Genomic DNA, 21,133 nt, shown 5'->3' with positions numbered 1-21,133 from the left:
ACGAGATCAGGGCCAGACGACCATCCAGCCTTCGTTCTTGCGCTTTTGCATTTCCAGCACCGCATCCGGCACCAAACCCACATCGTCGGCTCGACGGGAAAACGGAATATGTGCCGCTTCGAGATTGCGCCGGCAGAGCACGAACTTCACCCCGTAGTCGGTGAAGCTCTCGATATCCTCGGCATAGGGCGTGCCCTTGAGCAGCATCTTCATGCCGGGTCCGATGGCCAACAGATCCAGGTGTGCATGATCGATGCCCTGGAAACGAATCACGTGGCGGATTAGATTCATCGCCACCATCTCGCTTTGCGGAGAGGTGCGGTCGACCATGATCAGCATGTGTACGTCGACGGGTCCACTTGATGCAGCGGCCGTCCCAGCGGTGAGCATGAAACCAAACAGCAGCGTTACCGCAAGACGCTGCCACCGAAGTTTTAGTGTGTTCATCAGTTGCCCCCTGACGGACTGTCCCGAGCCTGTCATTCGCCAGCATTATTGGAACCCCAGGATCATTGAATATTGACCCGGGTCATTCCCGTGGCCGGCACCCCACCCGCCCATCTGCCTGCTTGACGCAGGTCAAGCAGTCGCTGCCATGACCTTTACTCAACCGGAATATCAGCATACTCATATACACCGATGCACCGGCCGACGGCGATCTGGATGGCGCCTCGGCGGGAATGCCGCACCCGAACCGCGCAAGAGGCGCGAAGGGCTTTTCGATCTTGCTCAGAATGATTCCAGGAGGTCTGCCATGCCAGCATCATCCCTTTTCCGACGTTGGGCCGTGCCCGCCGGCGCCATCAGCCTGTTGCTGCCACTAGCCCCGGCACATGCGGTGCCTTCGTTTGCCCGCCAGCTCGGCGTTTCCTGCGCCGCCTGTCATACGGCTTTCCCACAGCTCACACCCTTTGGCCGTCAGTTCAAACTGCTCGGCTACACCATGCAGAACGAGCCCGAGGTCAAGGCCGACAATGGCAAGCGTCTGGACATCGACCGCTGGGCACCGATTTCGCTGATGGTGATGGTCAGCGATTCGCTACCCCAGCACCCAGGCCCGGGTGTCGACGCCAGCCAGGTCGAATTCCCCAATCAGCTTAGCTTCTTCTACGCCGGTGCGATCACCAACCACGTGGGCACGTTCCTACAGTACACCGCGGGCGACGGCGGTAGCTTCGGACTCGACAACACCGACGTCCGCTATGCGAACCAGACCATGCTGGGCAACACCTCGGTAATCTACGGTATCGACCTCAACAACAACCCGACTGTGCAAGACGTGTGGAACAGCACCCCTGCCTGGCAGTTTCCCTACTTCACACCGGGCGATACCTTCACCACCGCCGGCGGCGCGGCCATGCCGGCCACCGTGGTCGAAGGGGCTCTGGCACAGTCGGTCGTGGGTCTGACGGCGTACGGATTCTTTGACAACACCTATTACGCTGAAGCCGGTGTCTATCACGGCATGAACAACCCATCCACCGACACCCCGGCCAACGGTGGACAGCTGATCAAGGGCATGGCCCCCTACTGGCGTCTCGCCTACACAGGGCAGTCCGGTAACAACAACTGGGAGGTCGGCACCCTGGGTCTGATCGCCGATGTGCCGGTGGACGGTCCAACCGGTCCCACCGACAAGTTCACCGATATCGGTTTCGATGGGCAATATCAGTGGTTGGCCGGCAAGAACACGCTGACGGTACACGGTGCCTACTATCACGAGCAGCAGAAGCTCAACGGAACCAATGCGCTGACCGGCAGCTCGTACGGATCGCAGCACCTCGACACCTACAACGTAAGCGCGACGTACTACTACAACCGCATGTATGGCGCCACGCTGGCATATCTCGGTGCCAGTTCGTCAGCTAATGCCGTGGATCAGGGTGCCTTGGGAGGTCCGGCTGGTGGTACCTCGCTGAACCCCAACATCCCGACCACCTATGCCCCCAGTGACAAGGGCGCAGCGGCCTACATTGCACAGCTGGATTACATGCCCTGGTACAACATGCAATTCAACCTGCAGTATATGGCCTTCAACAAGGTCAACGGCACGACCACAGACGCCTCATACAACAACTATGTGATGCTGGGTATGTGGTACGCGTATTGATGTTCTGACGACTGCCTATCGGCAGCAAATAAAGCCGCCGGTCGCTTCATACGGACCGGCGGCTTTCATTTTCGCGCTCTCAGTTCAGTGACTGCAGGCTGAAATCCTCTGCCACCAAACCCTTGATGTCGATGCCGTAATCCGCCGGCTCCAGCACTTTCTTGATGCCCCATTGACGCCAATTGGCTTCGGTGTCCGCCAAATCGCTCAGATTTATCAGTTGTTTCTCGCCATAAGGTGTGCCGTCTGGCGCGCGCAACAGACGGATCAGCGGCTTGAGTCGATGGCGCGTATCCGCCGACAGGACGATGCCAATTTCTCCGGTGGTCAATTCGACCAGGCTACCTACCGGATAAATGCCGACGCAACGAATGAATTCTTCGACAAGTTCCCGTCCAAAGCTATCGGGTGCGATGTCATACAGCAGTTGCAGGCCACGGTGTGCCGGCATGCCATCGTGGTAGCAACGGTCGCTGGTTACCGCATCGTAAACGTCGACAACAGAGGTGATCAGCACCGGCAACGGGATACGCTCGTCCGACCACCGATCCGGATAACCGTTACCCGCGAGCCGCTCATGATGGTGGCGAATAATGCTCAGCGTCATGGGGGGCAATCGGTCACCAGAAGAGAGCACAAGGTCATGGCCCTCAACCGGATGGCGTTTCATGATCTCGAACTCCTCCGGGGTGAGCTTGCCGGGCTTGTTCAACACCTCGAGCGGTGTCTTGATCTTGCCGATATCGTGCAGCAACGCACCCAGACCAAGGGTCTTGAGCTCCTCGTTACCCAGTCCCAGATGGCGACCGAATGCGATCGCCAGGATGCATACGTTCATGCTGTGGATCGAGGTGTATTCGTCCTTGTTCCTGAGATTGGTGAGCCACAGCGAAGCATTGACGTTGACGCTGATGGTATCGACCAGCGCGGTCACCACCGCACGCGCCTCCTCGGTATTGACACTGGCACCCATGCGAACATCCTCGAAGGCGCGTCTGAGATAGGCATGGGTTCGTATCTGTACTTGCGTGGCCCGACCTAGCTCCTGGCGGAAAGCCGCAGGATCTGAGTGGCCGCGCAGATCGGGCAAAGGGCCACGGCGAATACGACGCACCACGCGGCGCGGTGTCTCCACGGCTGGTGCGCGCTCTGGTTGTGCCGGTAAACCTACCGGGATCGTGGATTTGGCCGGATCGACATAGACGTACTCGCAGCTCTCGCGCAGCTGCGCCAGCTGGGTGGTGTTCTGGATCAGGAAGCCCTGCAGCAGGAAGGACGTCTCCCGCCAGTCCCGGTCCAGATCGGCGACAAACATGCCCTTGCGCAGGGACATTACGTCGACCTTCAGATGCATTTTGTTGTTAAGCCCGCCCATGAAACCCTCGTCTGCTGACCGACCTACATCATTCAGCCCCAGACAATATAGGCTTTTATGCGCTCAAGCAGTTCATGTAATAGGAAATTCCGTTGACGCTCGTTCGCTCAAATTGAGGCGCCGGCCAGGGCGCGGACCCGCTCGCGGTCCGCCAGCAGCTCGCCGGCAGCCCCGTCGAATACGATGCGGCCATTGTCGATGACATAGGCGCGACTCGATACTTCGAGCGCCATGAAGGCGTTCTGCTCGGCCAGCAGCACCGCCTGCCCTTCCTGCACCATGTCGCGGATCAGCCCATAGATCTCCTGCACGATCTTGGGCGCGAGGCCCTGCGAGGGTTCGTCCATGATGAACAGATCGGGGTTGGTGATCAGCGCGCGGCCGACCGCGAGCATCTCCTGCTCGCCTCCTGAAAGCATGCCGCCAGGGTGACGCCGCCGCTCGTGCAGGCGCGGAAAGAACTTGTAGATCTCGTTCAGATTCCAGCGCCCCGGGCGACCCACCGGCACCGCGAGGTTTTCCTCCACGGTCAGATGGGGGAATATCTTGCGCCCCTCCGGGACGTAGCCGACGCCGAGCCTCGCCACGCCGTGCGGCGGCAGGCGCTCGGCGCGCTTGCCGGCGATGGTGACGCTGCCCTGAGCACGCGCCGCAAGCCCCATGATCCCCTTGATGGTGGTGGTCTTGCCGGCGCCGTTGCGGCCCAGCAGGCACACCACCTCGCCGCGATTCACCTCCAGGGACACGCCGTGGAGGATGTGGCTCTTGCCGTAGAAGACGTGCAGACCCTCGGTCCGCAGTAGGTTCTGTTCGCTCATATCGTGCTGCTTCCCAGATAGGCTTCCTGCACGCGCTCGTTGTCCGCGATCTCGCGCGGCGTGCCTTCGGCGAGCAGACAGCCGTTGTCGAGCACGGTGATGCGGTGCGCAAGATTGAACACCAGATGCATGTCGTGCTCGACGAACAGCACGGTGAGATCGAAGGTCTGGTGCAGGCGCTTGATCAGCTCGACCATGTGATCGGTCTCATGGTCGCTCATGCCCGCGGTCGGTTCGTCCAGCAACAACAGGCGCGGGTCCATGGCCAACGCCATCGCTACCTCGACCACGCGCTGATCGCCGTGCGCCAGTTCGCCCACCTCGCGCTCGGCCTTGCCTCCCAACTGGGTGGCCTCGAGCAGCTCGTCGAGCCGGCGCCGGACATCCTGTCGCTGCGCACGCGAAATCCAGGGCCGCAGACTGGTGCCCATTTCCGCCTCCACTGCGATGCGCAGGTTCTCGTAGACGTTCAGTTCCTTGAACACCTCGGTGATCTGGAAGGTACGCACGATGCCGGTACGCACGCGCTGCTCGACGCTCTGGTGGCTGATTTCGACGCCGTCGAAGTGAATCGACCCCTCGCTGGGCACGAACATGCCGCTGATCAGATTGAACAGGGTCGTCTTGCCCGCACCGTTGGGGCCGAGCAGGGCGCGGATCTCGCCCTTGTCGACCTTGAGGTTGATCCCGCCGAGTGCCTGCAGCTGGCCGAAGCGCTTGGACACCTCGTGGACGTTGAGCAGGGCGCTCACGACTTCACCTGCGTGCGCAGCATGCCGAGCAGGCCCTTGGGGAAGAACAGCACGATGAGGATGAACATGATGCCCAGCGCCGTCATCCAGTTGTCGGTGTAGGAGCTGAGGAAGTTTTCGGCCAGCACGTAGACGATCGCGCCGAGCAAGGGGCCCCAGAAACTGCGCATGCCGCCGAGCACGCACATCATCACGAAGTCGCCGGAGAGGGTCCAATGCAGCGCGGCCGGCGAGATGAAGTTGTTGAGCAGGGCATAGAGCGCGCCGGCCAGCCCGCCGATCATGCCGGACAGGGTGAAGGCGATCCACAACAGGTTGCGAGCGCCGACGCCGAGGAAGTTCAGCCGTCGCTCGTTCTCGCGCACGGCGATGAACGCATGCCCCAACGGCGAGCGCAGCAGCAGCGCGATCAGTCCGGCCACCACCGCGAAACACAGCAGAACGAGGTAGTAGTACTGCACGCTGTCGAGCTTGAGCGCGAAATTTCCGAGGTCGATCGGCTGGCGGTTGAAGCCGAGCAGGCCGTCCTCGCCGCCGGTGAAACCGTTCCAGTTCACCACGATGAAATAGAAGGCCTGCCCGAAGGCGATGGTGATCATCGAGAAGTAGATGCCGCGCAGACGCACTGCGATCGGCCCCAGCAGGCCGGCGGCCAGCCCGCCGACCACGATGCCCATGAGGATCGCGAGCGGCGTGCTCGGCGCGAGATGCATCAGCGTCTCGCCGGCGGCATAGCCGCCGAGTCCGAAGAACGCCGCCTGACCGAAGGACAGCGCCCCGGAGGTACCGAGCAGCAGGTTCAGGCCCATGGCCGCGAGCCCCAGGGTCAGCGCACGCGTGGCGAGCAGATTGTAACCGCCTAGCCAGGGAAACCAGACCGGCACCGTGAGCAGGGCTACCCAGATGATCGCCGGTACCGCGAGCCGACGGTTGGCGGCGGATTCCCCGCCCGCGTTTCCGGGATTCGTTGCCCGGTTCACACTCTGCGTCGCGCTCATCCGAAGATACTCTCCTTGCCCAACAGCCCGCGCGGGCGAATCGCCAGTACCACCGCCATGATCACGTAGATGACCAGCTCGCTGGCCTGCGGATAGAAGGCGGAGGTGATGCCCGAAGCCACGCCGATCAGCAGGCCGCCCAACAGGCTGCCGAGCAGGCTGCCGACGCCGCCGACGATGATGGCGACGAAGCTCGGCATGATCAGGCTGTCGCCCATCTGCGGGCTGAGCCCCTGCCAGCCGGCGGCGAGCACCCCGGCCACGCCGGCGAGAAAGATGCCGGCGGCGAAGCTCAGGGCGCGCAGCTGGTAGATGCTCACCCCGAGCGCGGACACCGTATCCAGGTCCGATGCCCCTGCCAGGATGCGGAGTCCCACGCGGGTGTAGCGCAGGAAGGCCAGCAGTCCCAGCGCGAACGCCACTGCGATCACCAGGATCAGTACCCGGTAGCCGGTGATGAAGAAGTAGGTCTGGCTGAGCGCGCTCTGCAGGAATGCCGGGGTTTGCAGGGGCAGGCCCTGCGCCCCCCAGATGGTGCGGATCAGATCCTGCATCACCAGCACCAGCCCGAAGGTCAGCAGCAGGCTGAACAGCGGGTCCCTGCCGTACAGCGGCCGGATCAGCACCCGCTCCACCAGCACCCCGAGCAGCGCCGCGAGCAGCGGCGCCACGATGAGCACGCCGGCGAAGCCGAGATACGGCAGCAGGCTGTAGGCGAGGTAGCCGGCCAGTGCGAGGAAGCCGCCGTGGGCGAAGTTGATCACCCGGTTGAGCCCGAGGATCAACGACAGCCCCAGCGCCATCAGTGCATAGAACACGCCCAGCAGCAGGCCGTTGAGCACATCGAAAAGGATCAGTTCCACCGGCCTACCCTCAGCTGGGGTAGGTCATATGGCAACCCTTCTCGGTGGCGCTCTGCGCAATGCTCGCCCCCGGTTCATACTTCTCGACCTGGAACAGGTCTGGATAATGGCCACCGGCCTTCACCCCGCCGGCGAAGATGCCGGACATCAGCTGGTGATCGGAGGCGCGGAACTGCAGCTTGGCCGGCTGCAGGCCGACATCGACCGGCAGGGTGAGACCGGCCAGGGCACGCGAGACCTTCACCGAATCGAGCGACTTGGCCTCGTCCGCGGCTTGCGCGATGGCATGCGTGGCCACATAGCCGAACCAGCTGCGCGCCGTCGGGTACTTGCCGCCGTTACGCTTGCGGTAACGCTCGACGAAGGACTTCACCTCGGGCACGTTGGGCTGATCCCACCACCACTCGAAGCTCCAGTCGCCGACGCGGGCGGCCGCGGGCAGGGCCTGCAGCACCTCGAGCTCCATCATGCCGCCGGCCACGCCGAACTTCTTCTGCAGACCGAACTGGTTCACCTGGGTCAGTGCATGCACCAGATCGTCGCCGGCCTGCAGGATGATCAGGCAGTCGGGCTTGGCGGCCTGCGCCTGGATCAGGTAGGCGGAGAAGTCGGTGGTGCCGAGCGGCGCCAGCGCGGCGCCGAGGACGGTACCGCCGTGCGCCTTGAGGATGCGCTCGAAGGCCGCCTGCTCGGTCAGACCGAAGGCATAGTTCGGGGTCAGGAAGTACCAGCGCTTGCCGTACTTCTGCATCAGGGTCTCGGCGATGCCCGCGGCCAGCATGTAGGTGGTGGTGCACACGCGGAAGGTACTCCAGGTGCACTGCTTGCCGGTCACCGGGGTGGCGTGTCCGCCGGAATCGACGAACAGCACGCCCATTTCGCGGCTGGCCTGCTCGATCGCCTCGGACACGGCCGAGGACACGGTGCCCTGGAGAAAGTGCGCGCCGTGCTGCTTGACCAGCTGATGTGCCTTGGATACCGCCAGCCCCGTTTTCGACGCGGTGTCGGTGACGATCAGATCGAGCTTGCGCCCGAGGACGCCGCCACGTGCGTTGATCTCGGCGGCCGCCATCTCGGCACCGCGGGTCTGGTTGCGGCCCAGTTCGGCATACGTACCCGTAGATGGATTGAGCACGCCGATGCGCACCGCATCGCCTGCCGCCCAAGCGCTGGGCGAGCCCAGGCCCAGGGTCTGGGCGGCAGCCACCGTGGCACCGGCCTTGAGAAAGTCGCGCCGCGTGATTCCGCCGCGCCCAGTGCTGCCAAAGCCGTCGGAGTCCGACGTCTTGCGATCGGTCATGACTTCTCCTCCTCAAGAGTTCTTTCGTTTTGGCGGGCCCGGCTTGCACCGGCAGCCCGAGTTTATAATCGCATTTAATCAGCGAACAATTTGAGGTTATCAGTACTGCTCTTGTTATCGTGCCTGTCGGTCTACAGACGGCGACTGACAGTGGGCACAGAGTATGGTCCTCCACCGTCGTTTGGCCAACCCTTGGACGTACTCCAGGAGCAAAACCAAACTTATGCACAGTTTGCGACCACATCTCGGCGAACGGTCGTAGAATGCAAGCAGCGAACCCACAGTCCCGGATCTCCGTGAGCATCGTCATCGGCATCTCCACCTTCGGCCCCACCCCGCGCGGACGCTACGAATGCCCGCAGGGTTATCCGAACGCCGTCCATCGTGCTGGCGGACTGCCTCTACCGATACCAGCCATTCCCGAGCGCATCCCCGAATACCTGGAACTCATCGACGGGCTGATCCTGATCGGCGGCGAGGATATCGACCCTACCGCCTACGGCGTCGCGCCGCGCAAGCCACTGTCGCGCCTAAATCCGTACCGCGACCGCGCCGAGATGGCCCTGACCCGAGCTGCGGTCGAACGCGAGCTACCGACACTGGCGATCTGCCGCGGCATGCAGATCGTCAACGTCGCCCTAGGCGGAGGCATCCATAGCCACCTGCCTGACGTGTTCGGCGATCTGGTCACGCACGTGGGCGAGGAATGGGCCGTGCTGTTGCACGAAATCCGCGTGGACGCAGACAGCAGGTTGCATGGCTGGCTAGGTACCGACCAGTTCTCCTCGCTGTCAGGCCACCATCAGGCCATTTCGACGCTAGGTCGCGGGCTACACGCCAACGCCTGGGCGCCGGACGGCGTGATCGAGGCCTTCGAGCACGAGACCCACCCGTATCTCGTGGGCGTGCAATGGCACCCCGAACTCAATGCTGACAAAGACCCTGTCCAACAGCGACTGTTCGACCGGCTGGTTGAAGCTGCGGACGTTCACAGCCGATGCAGGGCACTGGAAAAATCGTTGTCATCGCCATCATCATCGGAGCGAGCAAAAGCATAACCATCCTTGCGGTCGTGCTTGACGCGGTACATGGCCCGATTAGCCATATTGATCAAGACTTCGGCGGTATTGCCGTCGCCCGGATATAGGCCAACGCCCAGGTATTGCTCCTGAACCAGACCGATCTATGTCGGCTCTTTCTCAGCGACCCGCCCCCCGGTTTCGGCCCCGCACGACGTGCACCCGACCTGAGTTTAGTAGACCCTGAGCAAACTTCGGACTGAACCCCGAAGAATGCATCGAGTCCCACTAGCGACCCTGACAGAGCCCGCGGATTTCCCGATAATGCCGGCTCGCCGCTGCGACCCGTACCCGGAGGCTGCTTGCAACCCGCCACTGACGAAAACCCCGCACCCGTAGCGTTGGTCACCGGCGGCGCCCAGGGTATCGGCCTCGGCATCGCCCGGCGTCTGCACGACGACGGCTATCGCGTCGCCGTGCTCGACATCGATGCGGAAGCCGGTGCGGCCTGCGCGCGCTTCGACCTGGAATTCGAGCCGGCGGATACCGCCGACGAGGAAGCCGTGGCGCGCGCCATCGCCGCGGTGATCGGACGGCACGGCCGCCTCGATGCGCTGATCAACAACGCCGGCATCGCCGGCCCTGCAAGCGGCCCGGTGGAAAATCTCGAACTGGCCGCCTGGAACCGCTGGATCGCGGTCAACCTGACCGGCTACTTCCTCACCGTCAAGCATGCCGTGCCGTCGCTGCGCACCGCCCGCGGCGCGGTGGTCAACATCGCCTCGACCCGCGCGCTGCAGTCCGAACCGGACACCGATGCCTACGCCGCCTCCAAGGGCGGCGTGGTCGCGCTGACCCATGCACTCGCCGTCAGCCTCGGCCCCGAGATCCGCGTCAACTGCATCTCGCCGGGCTGGATCGAGGTGCGCGACTGGCGCAAGCCCTCGCGCGCGAAAACACCGGCGCTCAGCCCCGAAGATCATGCCCAGCACCCGGCCGGGCGGGTCGGCGTACCCGCCGACGTGGCCTCGCTCGCCGCCTTTCTGCTGTCCGCCGAGGCCGGTTTCATCACCGGCCAGAATTTCGTCGTCGACGGCGGCATGACCCGCCGCATGATCTACCGCGACTGACCGCCGCGACCGGGATGACTCAAGGATGAACTCGCATCGTGCGGCCTATCTCCTGCTGACCCTCACCGCGCTGTTCTGGGCCGGCAACTTCGTGCTCGCCCGCGCCGTGCACAACAGCGTGCCGCCGGTGGGTCTGGCCTTCTGGCGCTGGTTCGCGGTGGCCGCGTTCGTGGTGCCCTGGGGCCTGCCGGAACTGCGCGCACAATGGCCCCTGATGCGCCGCCACCCTCGGTTGATGCTGATACTCGGCCTGCTCAGCGTGGGCGCGTTCAATACCCTGATCTACGTCGGCGTGCAGACCACCACCGCGGTCAACGCGCTGCTGCTGATCTCGGCGATTCCCGTGTTCATCCTGCTGCTCGCACCGCCACTGCTCGGCAACCCGCTGCTGCCGCGGCAGACCCTGGGCGTGATCATCTCCGCCGCCGGCGTGCTGCTGGTGCTCAGCCATGGGCGGCTGGCCGCCTTCGGCAGCCTGCTGCAGCATGTGGGCAGCCTGTGGGTGCTTGCGGGAGTGTTCAGCTGGGCGCTGTATTCGGTGCTACTGCGACGGCTGCCGCAGGGCATCGGCGGGCGCGGACTGTTCGCGGCGACGGTGCTCGTCGGTCTCGCCGTACTGCTGCCCTTCTACCTGTTCGAGACCTTCGTGCAGCATCGCCCCGTGCACCCGAGCGGGACCCTGCTGATCAGCGTCGCCTACCTTGCCGTGTTCGCCTCGATCCTCGCCTACATGTTCTGGAACAAGGCAGTGGGGATGGTCGGCGCGGAGCGGGCCGGGGTGTTCATCCATCTGATGCCCGCCTTCGGGCTGATCCTGTCGGCGACCCTGCTCGGCGAACGCATCAGCCCGGCCGACCTCGGCGGACTGGCGCTGATTCTGGCCGGCCTGTTCGTGGCCGCGGGGCGCCTGCCGTTCGCGCGACGCGCCTGAAGGTCGCAGAAACGCTCAGTCAGGCCGGCTTGGCGGGGGCGGGCAAGGCGAGCGGCTGCGCCGGCAGGCGCAGGGTGACGCACAGGCCGCCGTCCGGCCGGTTTTCCGCCAGGATGCTGCCCTTGTGCTTCTCCATCGCGTGCTTGGCAATCGCCAGCCCCAGTCCGTAGCCGGCGCGCGCGCCGGTCGGCGCCTGCGAACCACGGACAAAGGGTTCGAACACGCTGGCAAGCAACTCGTCCGGCATGCCCGGCCCACGGTCGCAGATCCGAGCCACGACCTCGCTCCCGGCACGCGCCAGGGTCACCGACACGCGCCCGTTCGGCGGCGAGAAGCGCAGGGCGTTGCGTACCACGTTCTCCAGCGCGCGGCGCAACAGCTCCTCGCGTCCCAGCAGCTGCGGCGCACCGGCGCATTCGAGCACCACCTGGCGCCCTTCCGAGGCCTCGAAGTTGGCGTCGGCGACGACCTCGCGCACCAATGCCTCTAGATCGACCTCCTCCTCCGGCCCCATGTCCACGCCGGCGTCCATGCGCGACAGGGTCAGCAGTTCGCCGACCAGTTCGTCGAGGCGGCCGCTCTCGCGCTCGATGCGTGCCAGCGCCGTCTCCAGCTTGTCCGGCTGCTGGCGCGCCAGCGCCACGGCGACGCCGAGGCGCGCCAGCGGCGAGCGCAGTTCGTGCGACACGTCGTGCAGCAGGCGCTGCTGCGCCGTCACCAGGGCCTGCAGGCGGGTAGCCATGTGGTCGAAGTCGCGCCCGAGGTCGGCGATCTCGTCACGCCTTGTGCCCATGCGTGGCAACACCCGGGTATCCAGCGAACCGGCGGCGAGGGCCCGCGTGGCGCGTTGCAGGTGGCGCACCGGCCGGGTCAGGTACCAGGCGAGGCCGAGACTGAACAGCAGACTGGCGGCAACCGCAGCCCCCAGGCGGATGAAAAGTTCGTCGCGCACCAGCACCTCGCGCGTGGCCGCGCTCGGATGCACGCGCAGCTCGATGGGAATGAACATGAGGTAGCGCTTGCCGTCCGGAGCGGAGACCAAGCGCAGCCCCGGGCCGGTCTCCCCCGCGGCAAGGGCGGCCTTGGCCTTGCTCAACGCCCCCGCAGGCACCGCGCGACCGAAAATATCCTCACCCTTGTCGTTGACTACCAGCACCGGGAAGTGCTGCCAGAAGCTCGAACTGGTGAACAATTCGCGCAGCGCCGAAGTGCCGCTCAAGTGCAGCACAGTGGCCGCCGAGGTCACCGCGAAGTCCACCTGCGGCCCACCGGCGACATCGGTGATCTCGCGCATGCGGGCCTGGTTGTGCAGATACACCGCGGCGCCGACCGCGGCGCCGATGGCAATCTGCACGAGCCAGAAACCGAGGAAAATCTTCCAGAACAGACGCCCCACGAACTACACCGCCACGAGCTGGTAACCGATGCCGCGCACCGTCTGGATCGGCGAACGCCCGTCAGGCAGCTGGCCGAGCTTGCGTCGCAGATTGCTCACGTGCACGTCCACGCTGCGGTCGTAGCGCGACAGCGGATGGCCCAGCACGCGCTCGGAAATCTCCTCCTTGCTGACCACCCGTCCGGCCTGGCGGGCCAGGGTCTCCAGCAGGTTGAATTCCGTGCTGGTGAGCGCAATGCGCTCGCCGGCCCATTCGGCCACGCGCTCGGCGGAGCGGATGGTGACGTCGCCCACGCGCAGCATCTCGCGTGTCGCCCCCGGCGAGGCGCGGCGCAGCACCGCGCGCAAGCGGGCGACCAGTTCGCGCGGGTTGCAGGGTTTCGGCAGATAGTCGTCGGCACCCAGCTCCAGCCCGACGATACGGTCCACGTCGTCGCCCTTGGCCGTGAGCATGATCACCGGCATCAGCGACTGCTGGCGTATCTGGCGCAGCGACTCAAGACCGCTCTGCCCGGGCATCATGATGTCCAGCACCGCCGCGTCGGCATCGCCGGCCAGCGCCCGCTGCACACCCTCCTCGCCGTTGTGCGCGGCCAGCACCTCGAAACCTTCGGCCTCGAGATACTCCGCCAGCATCTCGCACAGCTCCTCGTCGTCGTCGATCAGCAATACCCGATTCATCGTCGTTGTAGCCCACCCGTACCATGAATTCGCCCGCATGCTGCCACAGCGCGCGGCCTGCGGCAGCAAAGGAAACGGTCGCTTTACATAGCTTTACCCATTCGCCGACCACCTTTGCATGGCACGCGCGGATACTGCATCCATCGCGGGACGACATCCCGCAGCGGCTCTCCCGGGAACGCAAGCCCGGCCAGCAGCCAGCCATGCGCCAGCTCAAGCGAACACCTCAAGGCGAGACCCCTAGCTCTCCTCCTGTTTCAGCCCCCGCACGGGGGCTCTTTTTTTCCCCGCGACACTGTCGTCAAGCTCACAAAAGCCCTCGAGCGTCGCATTCCTGACAGCCTGCGCCCTCGCCTGACGTGGCGCAATGCGGCCCGGCCGTTGGCTCGAATATTGCGTCTGACCCGACGCGCTACGGCGCAATCGATTCTACTGCTGAAGGAGCCGACAGATGAGCGAACAGACGCTGCCCTGGGATGAGGACGCGCTGCAACGCCTGGAAAAAATCCCCTCGTTCGTACGCAACATGGCCAAGGCCAAGATCGAGCGTGCCGCCAAGGAGGCGGGTGAGGTCAAGGTGACCGCCGAATTTCTCGACACCAACAAATCGAAACTGATGGGCTAAACGCCCTAGGCGTAGATAGCGAGCTCCCGCGCTCGCCGCAAGACGTCCCGGTCGACCACTTCCGGGACGGCCTCCAGTTGGGCTACATAGTCGGGCGGAAGGCCGTGTTCGCGCGCGCCGTTCACCACGTGCGCCTTGTACCAGTCGTAGGGCAGCAAGCCGGGTTCGACGTGCAATGCGCGATAGGTCTGCGCCAGCACGCGGACGCCGTCGGCACGGATGATCTCCACCTCGACTCGCGCATAGGCCTGACCCCGGCCTTCATAGCGATCCAACACCGACAACTCGTCTGCCGAAAGGCCGAACAAAACCCCATGCAGAACGTCTTCGGACCGTCCCGTATGGAAGGCGTCGCATTTGGCCGAGCCGTCGTTGCGGCTGTGCAAATGGAATTCCAACCGATGCCCCGCCAGCGATCCCATGCCGAGACTTCTCGCTGTTTGCACCCGCGCGCGCAAACGCGCGCTGGACATGTTGGAGCCATAGGCGAAATAGATCAGTTCTTCCAGACACCACCCCTCTCAAGATCAAGTTCGGCTCATTCAGCGGCTACCCGTAACCGCGGCGATTTCATACACTCACCATCTGGGTTTTTCCATAAAGCAACTATAAGCCGACGCGGTCATCGCTTGCTCCAGGACGCCACCCGAGCAGTCCGACCGGCAAGGACGAGCAGCAGTTGGGGTGACCATGTCGAACCGCAATTCAACTTCCACCCGCCCGCTCCGCATGACCGCGTTGATCATCGCGCTTGCGGCGGTGATCGTAGCCTATGGAGCGCTTTCATGGCTTGCCACCCGGCAGACCATAGCCCGGGACCTCACGAACCGCGCCCAGCAGTACGCCGATGCAGAAATGCGTTCATTGGAACATTGGGCCTCTACGCTACAGGCCTTCGGCAATCTGCTCATGCTAGACAACGACACCCGTGCGACGCAGCTGGACACCCGCATCGTGCTTTTCCAGTCGGCCTATCCGAACACCCCACTACCCTTGTTCATTTTCCAGGCACAGGATCATCGTCTGCTGGGCGCCTCGCCCGCACTGTTCGCCAGAAAAGCCGTTTACCGCAAACTCGCTGTGCAAACCTGCCATTTCAACGCAGGTCAAAACCTGATGATCACGCCACCTCGACCGTTACCTGACAAGGTCTTCCGCGGGGAACGCAAGGCGCTCCCCATGTGCGTGAGCATTCGTGACGCAGGAGGCGACAGCATGCTCGACATCGTCGCTCTACTGCCCTGGCCAATGCGCCATCCGCGCAGGGATTTCAGCACTCAGATCGCAGGAGAATCCCCAGTATTCAAGCTGCTCTGGCAGAAACCCGACACTACCGGCTCCCTCCTTCCCGCTGGCATGCGGCTAATGCCCGACCACCTGGAACAGGGGAGTGAATTGACCCATGGCCGCATGATGGCCTGGTGCCAAATCGCTGATTTCCCCTTCGTGGTTGAAGCCAGCGTTTCCCAGAAGGCCGTTTGGCATGAGTGGTTGCTGCACGGGGGCGCAGGCGAGGGTTTCGTGCTGCTGATGTTGCTGGCCGGTGCGCTGGGCGTGAATGCACGACGCTCTTCAGCACTGGCACAAACCGAAGCGCAGCTGCGCCGCTACTACAGCACGCTCAAGGACATCAACCAGGCACTGGTGTCCACCCCCGATCCGACAGCGCTCTATAACACCGTTTGTACGCACTTGGTCAACGGCGCACATCTTCCATTGGCTTGGATCGGAACAGAGCTTGACGGTGTAGTCGGCGCGCGGGCGGTATCCGGTGCCGCTCGCGGTTACGTTGATGACCTGGAACTCGATCTCCACCCTGACAGCCCGTCTATCCATGGCCCCGTGGGACAAGCATTACGCGAACGCACCACCGTCGTACTGTCAGACCTGCAGAACGATGCCCGCTTTGCCAACTGGCGGGAACGCGCAACACGTTATGCACTGAGTAGCTTGGTCGCGGTCCCGTTCACCAGTAACAGCGGAGTGCGTGGTGTGCTCATCGCCTACGCGCGCGTCCGCAACTTCTTCACCCCGGCGCTGATTCAGCTCATGGAAGAACTCGTAAGCAACATCGAACTCGGGCTCAATCAGTTCGATCGAGTCGCTGAAGTCACACGCCTGAGTCAGCAGGACCCGTTGACCGGGCTACCCAACCGCGCCTACTTCATGCACGCCCTGGGTCAGGCGCTTGCGCGGGGAGATCGTGCCGAGCGGCTAACGGCGATCGGCATCCTCGACCTTGATTACTTCAAACAGGTCAACGACAGCCTTGGTCATCTGGTTGGCGATCAGATGCTCAAGCATCTTGCTGACACACTCGTCGGAGCCGTCCGCCAGGGCGATACCGTTGCTCGGCTGGGTGGCGACGAATTCGGCATTCTGCTGGAAAACGTCGCCGGCACGGAAGAACTCGAAACCATTGCCAACCGCCTACTGAGCGCCGTCCGCAAGCCTTTCATGCTTACCGGACTCGATCACGAATTACAGTCGGACGCCAGTCTGGGCTTCACCCTCTACCCGCTGGACGAGGGCTCGCCGGCAGACCTGCTGCGCCATGCCGACGCCGCGCTTTACGCGGCCAAGGGTGCAGGGCGCCACCATTGGCGGCTGTTCGGCCGAGAAATGGCCCGTCTGGCCAAGCGCGAATACCTGATCCATCAGCAGTTGCCCACAGCGATTTCCGGGAGTGAGATATTTCTTCACTTCCAGCCACAGATCGACCTGTCCGACGGTTCAATTATCGGTGCCGAGGCGCTGGTCCGATGGCAGCACCCGTCCATGGGGCTTTGGTCACCGCAGGCATTCATTCCCACGGTGGAAGCCGACGTCGGGCTTGCCCGGCAGCTGGGCATATTCCTGCTTCAATCAACTGCACACCACATCACGCGCTGGCATGCAGACGGCCACGATTTTGGCCGCTTGAGCGTCAACATCTGTGCCCGACATCTGCAGCACTCCTGCTTTCTCGACGATCTGGACGAGGTGTTGGAACGCTACCCCGAGGCGGCATCCCACTTAACCCTTGAACTGACGGAAACCAATGCTCTGAGCGACCTCGACAAGAGCGCACGTATCCTCTCGGAAGTTCGTAACCGCGGCATCCGCGTCGCACTTGACGATTTCGGTAGCGGCTACGCCTCTTTGCAGTACGTGCGGGAGTTACCGCTGGACGTCATCAAGCTGGACCTGCAGTTCGTGCAAAACCTGGAACGCGACACCGAGGCATTCGCGGTGGGCTACGCTGCGCTGACGCTGGCCGAGATCCGCGGCGCCACGGTCGTCGCCGAAGGTGTGGAGAACCAGCGCACGGCAGATTTATGGCGCAGGCTGGGAGGGCATGCGGTGCAAGGCTACCTGTTCGCGAAACCGTTATCCGAACAGGACTGGTTGGCGTGGCTCCAAGGCTATGAGCCAACCGTACGCCAACCCACAATTCCTCGTTGGCGACCGACACAGGAAACGCTCAGCCTATTGCAGGCACTACCGCATCACAATCAGCTGGTGTACCGACTGCGCACCATGTTGCGCGACGATATCCCACCAGACACGGAAAGTGCCGAACTGCATGCCGCCTGGTTGATGCCTTGTCCTCTGACCGAATGGTTGGCAAGCCCGCATGCTGCCGCGCTCGATACCGCTCCGCTCAATCAGGCGCACCATCGGCTGCACCAAACTGCTGTCACCTTGCTGACAGCGCCAATCCGGTCCACGGATGGTTTACTCGAACTAGACGAGACTTGGCGGAATTTCGTAGACGCGCTGGATGCCACCGTGGAGCAGGTCGACCGTCGGCTAAGTAGGTCCGACTAGACTCGGCTGATCGAAGCGATGCCAGGCGCCATCCAAACGTAACCCAGGCTCATTCTGGACCGGTGCGTCCGGCGATCGCCAGGGCACGCAGCCGCGGCGAGTTCTTCCACCAGCGCAACTCGGTCCTGCGCAGCACCTCGTTGAGCGTGTGCAGCGCGTCGGCGATGTACGGCCCCTTGTTGAGCATCACGCAGTCGGCGCGCTGTCCGAGCACCGCATCGCTCAATTCCGGGCGCGACACCGCCCCCTGCTTGGCCAGGGTTTCCAGCACCTGGGTGGCCCAGACGACCGGCGTGTGCGCCGCCTCGGCCAGCCACAGGATCTCTTCCTGGATTTCCGACAACCGCTCGCCACCGAGTTCCACCGCGAGGTCCCCGCGCGCGATCATCAGCCCGAAGGGATGCCTTCCCAACGCGGCGAGCAGCAGCTCGGGCAGGGCATGCACGCCCTGCGCGTTCTCGATCTTGGCGATCACCGGCAGGTGCTCGGCGTGACGCGCGCGCAGCTCGTCGAACAGGCGTTCCAGGTCCTCCGCACGCTCGACGAACGACAGGCCGACCATGTCGGCATGGCCGGCGACGAAGTCGAGGTCGGCCAGATCCTTGTCGGTGAGGGTCGGCAGTTGCAGTGCCGAAAGAGGGAAATTCAGTCCCTTGTCCGACTTCAAGGTGACGCCTCCGGCGCGCACGTGGGTGGCGCGCAACAGCAGGCCGTCGTCGCGGCGTTCGACCACCTCGGTTCCGATGCGCCCGTCGTCGATCCAGATCGGATCGCCGACGGCCACGTTTTCCAGACCGCCGCATTCCACGCAGCGGAAACGCGCCGGGCGCAGGCAGCGGCCGTTGGCGTCGTAGCGCGCCGGCTCGCCGGACGCCTCGCCGAAGGCCAGCAGCAGCAGGTCGCCCGCCTGCACGCGGATGCGCTGCTCGCGCACCGCGAAACCTCCCAGGCGATATTCGCCGGGCTGTGCCCGCAATGCCCCCTTGTTGGTCCGCCGCAGCAGATAGACGGGCGTTTCCGGAGTCAGCCAGGCCGCCTGGAAGGCATGCGCCAACCAGGCGCCCTCGCTCGGCTGCGCGATGATCAGCAGCTCGCGGCTGCGCCCGCGGGTGTCGTCGAAACCGAGCCGGTCGCCCATCTGCAACGCCTCGGCCAGCTCGGCCGGCAGGTTGAAGCGGTCGCGCGGCGTGCCAACGGGCGGTTGCGCACCCGGGGCGAGCAACAGGACTTCGAGCGGACCGACCGGGCGCCCCAGTGCATCGCGCGGCGGGCGCAGATGCGCCACCCTCGGCGCCGGCGCGATCGGCCCCGTGCGTGGCTTGCGCCCCGCCAGGTCCATCAGGATCGGGCAAGGGCGACCCGCCGCGCGGGCCGCGGCGCGCACGTTGTCGATCATGCGCTGCCAGGCTTCCGCGTCATCGTGCGCACAGTTGATGCGCGCACTGTCCATGCCGTCGGCGATCAAGCGTGCGCACAGTTCGCGATCGTCCGCCGCTTCACTGGGCAGGGTCACCATGATGCGCGTGTGCCGCCGCCCCGGGTGTTCGCCGAACAGGGCCCGCGTGCGCTGTTCGAGCAGCCCGCGCGCCTCAGCGGGGGCGATGGCCGGCGCAGCGGACGGCGGCGGTTCGGTAGCGACGATGCCGGCCATCCGCGTGAGCGCGTCGTACACGGCGTTGAGCGTATGCAGGACGTGCCCCTCGCTGCGTCCGAGCGAGGACAGACCGTGCAGGGCGAGCTGATCCTGCAGGTCGCGCAGATCGTGGCGACGCAGGGCGAGATAGTGCGCCAGATTGGCGGCACTGCGTCGCGCCTTGTCCCGCGTGGGATGCGTGCGGCCCTGCAGATAACGCTCGCCGTCCTTGAGCACCTCGTCGCGCAGCCGTCTGACCGCAACGAGAATCAGCGTCAGCGCCGTGGTGCCGGTATCCTTGATGTCCCTCATGCGGCAAGCTTAAGCGCGCGACGATGAAGTTCTCGTGAAACCCCGACGGCCGCGTACGGCATGTCCTCAGTCCGGGTTCTGCGGCGTTTTCTGCCGGTGCATGGCCTGCAGGGTGACGTGCTTGAGCAACCGGTGCGCCACCGGAAAAACGAGAATCGCCGACACCGAGACGAAATAGATGCCGCTGAACAGGGCATAACACATGGCGAAAATCTTCGCCGACGCCGTGTGCATCTCGGCGACGGGCCCCATCCCGGTGAGGATCATGCTGGCGTTGAAGAAACTGTCCAGCCAATTCAGCGAATCCGTGAAATGATAGCCCACCGCTCCCACGGAAAGCGCAAAGACCGTCAAGATGATTGACAGCCCGAGGTGTCGCAACAGGCGCAAAAAAAACTGTATCGGGCTGAGCAGCTCCAGCGTCATATCCATGGGTATCCGTCCTCTGGGATGGATTAGTTAGCCGCGAGACGCACGGCGTGTATTTGCCGGCAATCCAGGGGTGATAGCTTCTAGACAGCGGCGGACAGCAGGTATTTCGCCGAAATGACAGCCAACAGGATCAACGTGCCGCGCAGAAAGGCCTGTTCGCTGATGCGTAGATGCAGGCGGTTGCCGAACCACAGCCCCAGTGCCATCGCCGGGGCCAGCAGCGCGAAGGCGGCACCGAGCTGCAGCGTCAGCAGACCAAGATAGATGTACAGCCCCATGCGCACCGCATTGTCGAACAGCGCGATGGCCTGAAAGCTGGCGCGAAAGGCCCGTTTGTCCAGCTTGCGCATCTGGAAGTACGCCACCAACGGCGGCCCGCCGCCGCCGTACAGGCTGCCAATGACGCCGCCGAAGGTGCCGAGCGGAAGCCCCCAGCCACGGCCGACGCGCGGCAGGCGCTCAGGCTTGACCCACACCGCATAGAGGACGTAGGCGAGCAGGAACACGCCGAGAAACAGGGTCAGATGCTGCGCTGGCGTGCTGCGCAGCACCCAGGCGCCGATGGTGAGCCCGAGCACGCTACCCGGAAACAGCCAGCTCAGTTCGCGCCAGCGCACCTGCTTGAAGTCGTAGCCGCTGAGCAGCACAGATCCCAGGATGTCGAGCAGGAGGACCACAGGCACCACCAGCTTGATCGGGAACAGGAAGGTCAGCAGGCCGACCATGATCAGGCCGGAACCGAAGCCGATGGTCGCGCGCACGTAGGCCGAAACGAACACGATGGCGCCGGCGAACAGCCAGACGACGGGATGACCGGTGAGCACGGCCGCATCGAGATGGGAATGCATCAGGGTCAAGCGCGACTCCTTCGGCCTTGACGTGCGGGGATGAGGGGAATGCCGGTGCCGACGAAGCCGCGGATTCTACACGATAGGCGCGGGCGCGGCA

Annotated in this window: 19 protein-coding genes; 6 read left to right on the top strand and 13 right to left on the bottom strand. The window is 64.1% G+C overall.

The window, feature by feature from the left end:
- Positions 1 to 6: 6 nt before the first annotated feature.
- A complete protein-coding gene (locus BJI67_RS01045; protein WP_197513223.1) occupies positions 7 to 447 on the bottom strand; it encodes a DsrE family protein in 441 nt (146 codons plus the stop codon).
- A 307-nt stretch (positions 448 to 754) separates the two neighbouring features.
- Here BJI67_RS01045 and BJI67_RS01040 point away from each other — a divergent pair, with 307 nt between their 5' ends.
- A complete protein-coding gene (locus tag BJI67_RS01040) occupies positions 755 to 2,110 on the top strand; it encodes a hypothetical protein (RefSeq protein WP_156781975.1) in 1,356 nt (451 codons plus the stop codon).
- A 79-nt stretch (positions 2,111 to 2,189) separates the two neighbouring features.
- Here BJI67_RS01040 and BJI67_RS01035 read toward each other — a convergent pair whose 3' ends face one another.
- The 6 genes from BJI67_RS01035 to BJI67_RS01010 all read right to left on the bottom strand — a co-directional run bounded on the left by BJI67_RS01035 (position 2,190) and on the right by BJI67_RS01010 (position 8,216).
- Positions 2,190 to 3,485: an HD-GYP domain-containing protein gene (locus BJI67_RS01035; protein ID WP_070071437.1), complete on the bottom strand. Its 1,296-nt coding sequence runs from the start codon at positions 3,483 to 3,485 to the stop codon at positions 2,190 to 2,192.
- Positions 3,486 to 3,592: 107 nt separating this feature from the next.
- Positions 3,593 to 4,303 (bottom strand): ABC transporter ATP-binding protein, encoded by a 711-nt coding sequence (locus BJI67_RS01030; RefSeq protein WP_070071436.1) that lies wholly within the window; start codon positions 4,301 to 4,303, stop codon positions 3,593 to 3,595.
- On the bottom strand, positions 4,300 to 5,055 hold the full coding sequence (locus BJI67_RS01025; RefSeq protein WP_070071435.1) for an ABC transporter ATP-binding protein: 756 nt from the start codon (positions 5,053 to 5,055) through the stop codon (positions 4,300 to 4,302). Before BJI67_RS01025 ends, BJI67_RS01030 begins: the two co-directional genes overlap by 4 nt.
- Entirely contained in the window at positions 5,052 to 6,053 is a 1,002-nt protein-coding gene (locus tag BJI67_RS01020; RefSeq protein WP_083250515.1) for a branched-chain amino acid ABC transporter permease, read from the bottom strand. The genes BJI67_RS01025 and BJI67_RS01020 overlap by 4 nt, the downstream gene beginning before the upstream one ends.
- Complete coding sequence (locus BJI67_RS01015; RefSeq protein WP_070071434.1) at positions 6,050 to 6,916, bottom strand: branched-chain amino acid ABC transporter permease; 867 nt, start codon at positions 6,914 to 6,916, stop codon at positions 6,050 to 6,052. The genes BJI67_RS01020 and BJI67_RS01015 overlap by 4 nt, the downstream gene beginning before the upstream one ends.
- A gap of 10 nt (positions 6,917 to 6,926) precedes the next feature.
- Complete coding sequence (locus BJI67_RS01010) at positions 6,927 to 8,216, bottom strand: ABC transporter substrate-binding protein (RefSeq protein ID WP_070071433.1); 1,290 nt, start codon at positions 8,214 to 8,216, stop codon at positions 6,927 to 6,929.
- Positions 8,217 to 8,512: 296 nt separating this feature from the next.
- On the opposite strand from BJI67_RS01010, the gene BJI67_RS01005 reads away from it, so the two are divergent.
- The 3 genes from BJI67_RS01005 to BJI67_RS00995 all read left to right on the top strand — a co-directional run bounded on the left by BJI67_RS01005 (position 8,513) and on the right by BJI67_RS00995 (position 11,296).
- A complete protein-coding gene (locus BJI67_RS01005) occupies positions 8,513 to 9,274 on the top strand; it encodes a gamma-glutamyl-gamma-aminobutyrate hydrolase family protein (protein WP_070071432.1) in 762 nt (253 codons plus the stop codon).
- A gap of 323 nt (positions 9,275 to 9,597) precedes the next feature.
- On the top strand, positions 9,598 to 10,365 hold the full coding sequence (locus BJI67_RS01000) for an SDR family oxidoreductase (protein WP_070071431.1): 768 nt from the start codon (positions 9,598 to 9,600) through the stop codon (positions 10,363 to 10,365).
- A gap of 25 nt (positions 10,366 to 10,390) precedes the next feature.
- Positions 10,391 to 11,296: a DMT family transporter gene (locus BJI67_RS00995; protein ID WP_070071430.1), complete on the top strand. Its 906-nt coding sequence runs from the start codon at positions 10,391 to 10,393 to the stop codon at positions 11,294 to 11,296.
- 19 nt (positions 11,297 to 11,315) lie between these two features.
- Here BJI67_RS00995 and BJI67_RS00990 read toward each other — a convergent pair whose 3' ends face one another.
- Complete coding sequence (locus BJI67_RS00990; protein WP_070071429.1) at positions 11,316 to 12,692, bottom strand: sensor histidine kinase; 1,377 nt, start codon at positions 12,690 to 12,692, stop codon at positions 11,316 to 11,318.
- A 3-nt stretch (positions 12,693 to 12,695) separates the two neighbouring features.
- Positions 12,696 to 13,373 (bottom strand): response regulator transcription factor, encoded by a 678-nt coding sequence (locus BJI67_RS00985; protein ID WP_070071428.1) that lies wholly within the window; start codon positions 13,371 to 13,373, stop codon positions 12,696 to 12,698.
- A 451-nt stretch (positions 13,374 to 13,824) separates the two neighbouring features.
- On the opposite strand from BJI67_RS00985, the gene BJI67_RS00980 reads away from it, so the two are divergent.
- Positions 13,825 to 13,998, top strand: a complete 174-nt coding sequence (locus BJI67_RS00980) for a PCP reductase family protein (RefSeq protein ID WP_070071427.1) — start codon at positions 13,825 to 13,827, stop codon at positions 13,996 to 13,998.
- A gap of 5 nt (positions 13,999 to 14,003) precedes the next feature.
- On the opposite strand, the gene BJI67_RS00975 is transcribed toward BJI67_RS00980, so the two are convergent.
- Positions 14,004 to 14,495 carry a gamma-glutamylcyclotransferase family protein gene (locus BJI67_RS00975; protein ID WP_269449632.1) on the bottom strand — a complete coding sequence of 164 codons (492 nt, stop codon included), beginning with the start codon at positions 14,493 to 14,495 and terminating at the stop codon, positions 14,004 to 14,006.
- A gap of 193 nt (positions 14,496 to 14,688) precedes the next feature.
- On the opposite strand from BJI67_RS00975, the gene BJI67_RS00970 reads away from it, so the two are divergent.
- Entirely contained in the window at positions 14,689 to 17,808 is a 3,120-nt protein-coding gene (locus BJI67_RS00970; protein ID WP_083250513.1) for a putative bifunctional diguanylate cyclase/phosphodiesterase, read from the top strand.
- Between the two features lie 49 nt (positions 17,809 to 17,857).
- On the opposite strand, the gene BJI67_RS00965 is transcribed toward BJI67_RS00970, so the two are convergent.
- From BJI67_RS00965 to BJI67_RS00955, 3 genes are all read right to left on the bottom strand, one after another.
- The gene (locus BJI67_RS00965) at positions 17,858 to 19,753 is read right to left on the bottom strand and encodes a pyruvate kinase (protein WP_070071424.1); all 1,896 of its coding nucleotides are present in this window, start codon (positions 19,751 to 19,753) and stop codon (positions 17,858 to 17,860) included.
- Positions 19,754 to 19,819: 66 nt separating this feature from the next.
- Entirely contained in the window at positions 19,820 to 20,185 is a 366-nt protein-coding gene (locus tag BJI67_RS00960) for a hypothetical protein (protein ID WP_070071423.1), read from the bottom strand.
- 80 nt (positions 20,186 to 20,265) lie between these two features.
- Positions 20,266 to 21,033: a sulfite exporter TauE/SafE family protein gene (locus tag BJI67_RS00955; protein ID WP_070073863.1), complete on the bottom strand. Its 768-nt coding sequence runs from the start codon at positions 21,031 to 21,033 to the stop codon at positions 20,266 to 20,268.
- Positions 21,034 to 21,133 lie beyond the last annotated feature (100 nt).

Origin of the sequence: Acidihalobacter aeolianus, assembly GCF_001753165.1 — a bacterium.
Classification (GTDB): Bacteria; Pseudomonadota; Gammaproteobacteria; order DSM-5130; family Acidihalobacteraceae; genus Acidihalobacter; species Acidihalobacter aeolianus.
This window is presented reverse-complemented; position numbering and strand designations above follow the sequence as displayed.

Coding starts and splice junctions, on each gene's coding strand:
- BJI67_RS01010 (WP_070071433.1), bottom strand. CDS start 8,216: ATGACCGATCGCAAGACGTCGGACTCCGACGGCTTTGGCAGCACTGGG.
- BJI67_RS00970 (WP_083250513.1), top strand. CDS start 14,689: ATGTCGAACCGCAATTCAACTTCCACCCGCCCGCTCCGCATGACCGCG.
- BJI67_RS00985 (WP_070071428.1), bottom strand. CDS start 13,373: ATGAATCGGGTATTGCTGATCGACGACGACGAGGAGCTGTGCGAGATG.
- BJI67_RS01030 (WP_070071436.1), bottom strand. CDS start 4,303: ATGAGCGAACAGAACCTACTGCGGACCGAGGGTCTGCACGTCTTCTAC.
- BJI67_RS00965 (WP_070071424.1), bottom strand. CDS start 19,753: ATGAGGGACATCAAGGATACCGGCACCACGGCGCTGACGCTGATTCTC.
- BJI67_RS00995 (WP_070071430.1), top strand. CDS start 10,391: ATGAACTCGCATCGTGCGGCCTATCTCCTGCTGACCCTCACCGCGCTG.
- BJI67_RS00955 (WP_070073863.1), bottom strand. CDS start 21,033: ATGCATTCCCATCTCGATGCGGCCGTGCTCACCGGTCATCCCGTCGTC.
- BJI67_RS00980 (WP_070071427.1), top strand. CDS start 13,825: ATGAGCGAACAGACGCTGCCCTGGGATGAGGACGCGCTGCAACGCCTG.
- BJI67_RS00960 (WP_070071423.1), bottom strand. CDS start 20,185: ATGGATATGACGCTGGAGCTGCTCAGCCCGATACAGTTTTTTTTGCGC.
- BJI67_RS01045 (WP_197513223.1), bottom strand. CDS start 447: ATGAACACACTAAAACTTCGGTGGCAGCGTCTTGCGGTAACGCTGCTG.
- BJI67_RS01040 (WP_156781975.1), top strand. CDS start 755: ATGCCAGCATCATCCCTTTTCCGACGTTGGGCCGTGCCCGCCGGCGCC.
- BJI67_RS01035 (WP_070071437.1), bottom strand. CDS start 3,485: ATGGGCGGGCTTAACAACAAAATGCATCTGAAGGTCGACGTAATGTCC.
- BJI67_RS01020 (WP_083250515.1), bottom strand. CDS start 6,053: ATGAGCGCGACGCAGAGTGTGAACCGGGCAACGAATCCCGGAAACGCG.